The organism is Sporomusa sp. (genome assembly GCF_057736855.1).
Genome location: NZ_JBYKYF010000137.1, coordinates 4,937 through 7,998, shown reverse-complemented (window position 1 = coordinate 7,998; position 3,062 = coordinate 4,937). Strand labels below are relative to the sequence as shown.

Here is a 3,062-nt window from a genome sequence, read left to right as displayed (position 1 = left end):
TATATTGGTTATTAAAATTAGGATACGCTGTGCTGTTTTTCGGATAAATAATTTCCTGTCCAAAATCGGCAGCCTCAACCGATAAATCAACCAGCGTAACAAATGCATCAAACCCAATGAGTTCCTGTGACGCCAATAAACTTTTGGTAGCCAGTTCGGCATCAGTTGACCATTTGTCATAAGTAATACCCAAAACCCGGTGGGAAGCACCGCAAAAGAGCGGCGCTACCGGGATTCTATCAGTTTCTTTTGACTGCAGAGCCAAACTGACTCTTTCCAATGAAGTTAGCTGCCGTTTTTTTTGCACACCACTCATACCCAGACCCCCATCCCTATATGGTTTGCCATTAGCCAGTCAATCCTAAAAGTCGTCGGGAAAGTCTTACCGCATCAGCTGCATTAACAGCATAGCCATCGGCCCCAATTTTATCAGCAAAGCTCTGCGAAATGGGTCCCCCGCCAATAATGACTTTATAGCGGTCCTTAAGGTTTTGCTCTCGCAAAATCTCGATAACTGTGGCCATTCCCTCCATGGTAGTGGTCATAAGCGTTGCCATGGCAATAATATCCGCATTCACTTCCTTGGCCTTTTCTACAAAAGCCAGCGGCGGAATATCTCTGCCCAAATCATAAACTTCAAAACCTGATGTTTCCAACATAATTTTTACCAAGTTTTTGCCGATATCATGAGTATCACCTTCCACTACCCCGATGACTATTTTGCGTTTCTCCCCTTGCTCAGTAACTTTAATATGTCCTTTTAACACATCCAGCCCGGCATACATAGCGTCAGAGCATAACAGCAGCTCTGGGATAAAATACTCTTCTTCTTCAAAGAGTTTTCCTGCCCGGTCCATCCCATCTGACAGACCTTTTTCCACAGCTTCATAGGCATCAATTTTTTTCGCTACAATCTCCTGTGCTACATGTACCGTCAAATTTTCATCCATATCCACAACAGCATCTGATAGCTTTTTGAATAATTCTTCCTTATTTACCGTCATTTCCAGCCCTCCCATGATATTTACAGCACTTTATAGCAAACCAGCATCAATACGTTTATCCGTCATGAAACTTCCGCAATAGGTTCGCGGCCAGCACCTAAGAAGGCCACCACATTAGCTAACGGAACACTCGGCGGGATGTCACATCCTGGCATAAGAATAAAATTCATACCCCTTCCAGCCTGCCGAATGCACTGATTAGCAGCCTGGATAACTGCCTCAGCTGATTCATCTTTCAGCAGCATCGGATTTATGTTACCAGCAACCGCCACTTTTCCCGCAAGAATCTGCTGAACCTGTTGTAAGTCCACCTTATAGTCAACTGACAACAGATCCACATGCATGCGGGGTACTAAAGCGATGCGGTCTTTAATATTGCCGCAAATATGCAGAGTGGTATACACTCCCTTTTGCTTCAGTTTTTTGTTAACCTGCACAATGTATGGTGCAACGAACTCTTCAAAATGTTTGAGGGAAATAAGGTCTCCTGAGGCAGTAGGTTCGGCAACCGATAGTATTCTAGCGCCTCGCTCAATGGCTGGCGTTAAGTAAGCTATGCACACTTCTGTCATCGCCTCAAGCAAAGCATGAATACCGGTTTTATCTTTATACAAACCTGACATGAGCTTTTCTACACCATAAAACTGCCCAGCCAGTGTAAATGGCCCCCAGCTAGAAGACCCGACCAACACCGAATGACCGATTTGTTCATTAACTTGTGAAATTATGTTGCGAATAGCGCCAATCCACTCATGATTATCCATTCGGCTAAGGTCAAGTCGGTCGGCCTCTGTGATTTTGGTAAACGCCGGTTCAATGACATCAATATTGCCCTGCGGCCGGAATGTAATTTTGCCGCCAAAAATATGAACCAGCAGATTGTGATAGCCGGACCCTGGCCAAACAATATCAGAGTGAATCTTTTGGTTAACGGCAATAATGGCAGGAGCACCTAGTTCCGGTTTTTCAAGCACTTGCTTGAGCGTTAGACCCTGCTGTCCAAATGACCAGGTTCCCCCGGACAGCAGGGCTGCCGGAAACACGGTGTTCGCCGACGGTGCATTGCTTTTTACCTGCAGCGCATAGAGGATTCTGTCCTTAGGCAACATTCGTCCCCTCATCTCCTTTTACAACGATTATCATTACCTACCGATAATCATTGTGCTGATTACATCTTCGATAAGAGTTAAACCGCCATGGTAGCCGGTATATCCCCTGCTGATAACCGCCCGATTGGACACTGGAAAGCTAATGCTCAGATGCCCAGCTCCCAATTCCTTGGCTAATTCCCGGTCAAGAGCACTACCAATAACAAAGGCCGGATGGAGGGGATTGGCATATTTGCCAGCCTGAGCCTGACTTTTGTCCCAGTGTGCGCGTACCGCTGCGGCAATAACACTGCTATCGGTATGAAAAATTACCTTCGGGGATAAACCGCAATCTAGCTTGGCTAATTGACCAGTAATGTGCTCTTGTTGCTCTTCATCCAAAATATCTGTGATACCAACAACTTCCGGCAGCCACCCCAAATCATCGCCCAGAAAACGCGTGAGTGCTACCGCATAATTGGTGTCGCTAATAATAACAGCATACCGCTGCAAATCCATATCATTATAACAATCCGTAAGTGGTTCCAATAAGCGATAATAGCGGGTATTTTCATACTCAATAACCTTTTCCACCAGCACTGGGTCTAAGTGCAAAGCTTCTCCTACCTGCCGTAAAAATGCATTAGTAGCTGTAGGCCCTATCGGCAGTGGAGTGGATATATAAGGTATACCATGGATTTCTTGCGCCAGCCGGGCAGCACCTAAGCCAAAAACTTCTGACACCACAATGTTTAAGGCGGCAGCGCCAGCTTCACGGATTCCGGCGATACTGTCATCTACTGTAAAAAAACTGTTTACCGTCAGTCCCAGTTTTTCCAACAGCCGGCGAATGCCTTCGAGATTGCCGCGCCAGAAAACATCGATAAATGGAGTAATTCCCCACAAATTTACTGTTTGCAAGTGTTTTTTCTCTGTTTTCGCGACAAAGTCTTTGAACAGACTCTGGAGT

4 protein-coding genes are annotated in these 3,062 nt (G+C 45.7%); all 4 read right to left on the bottom strand.

What is annotated here, in order from left to right; translation table 11 throughout:
• On the bottom strand, nucleotides 1–316 hold a 316-nt coding region (locus tag AC29Z1_RS10215), incomplete at its 3' end, for a uroporphyrinogen decarboxylase family protein (protein WP_488271361.1).
• A gap of 31 nt (nucleotides 317–347) precedes the next feature.
• Nucleotides 348–1,004 (bottom strand): corrinoid protein, encoded by a 657-nt coding sequence (locus AC29Z1_RS10210; RefSeq protein WP_488271360.1) that lies wholly within the window; start codon nucleotides 1,002–1,004, stop codon nucleotides 348–350.
• 62 nt (nucleotides 1,005–1,066) lie between these two features.
• A complete protein-coding gene (locus AC29Z1_RS10205) occupies nucleotides 1,067–2,113 on the bottom strand; it encodes a uroporphyrinogen decarboxylase family protein (protein WP_488271359.1) in 1,047 nt (348 codons plus the stop codon).
• Nucleotides 2,114–2,146: 33 nt separating this feature from the next.
• The coding region (locus AC29Z1_RS10200; protein WP_488271358.1) for a nitrogenase component 1 at nucleotides 2,147–3,062 on the bottom strand (916 nt) is incomplete at its 5' end.

Coding starts and splice junctions, on each gene's coding strand:
- AC29Z1_RS10210 (WP_488271360.1), bottom strand. CDS start 1,004: ATGACGGTAAATAAGGAAGAATTATTCAAAAAGCTATCAGATGCTGTT.
- AC29Z1_RS10205 (WP_488271359.1), bottom strand. CDS start 2,113: ATGTTGCCTAAGGACAGAATCCTCTATGCGCTGCAGGTAAAAAGCAAT.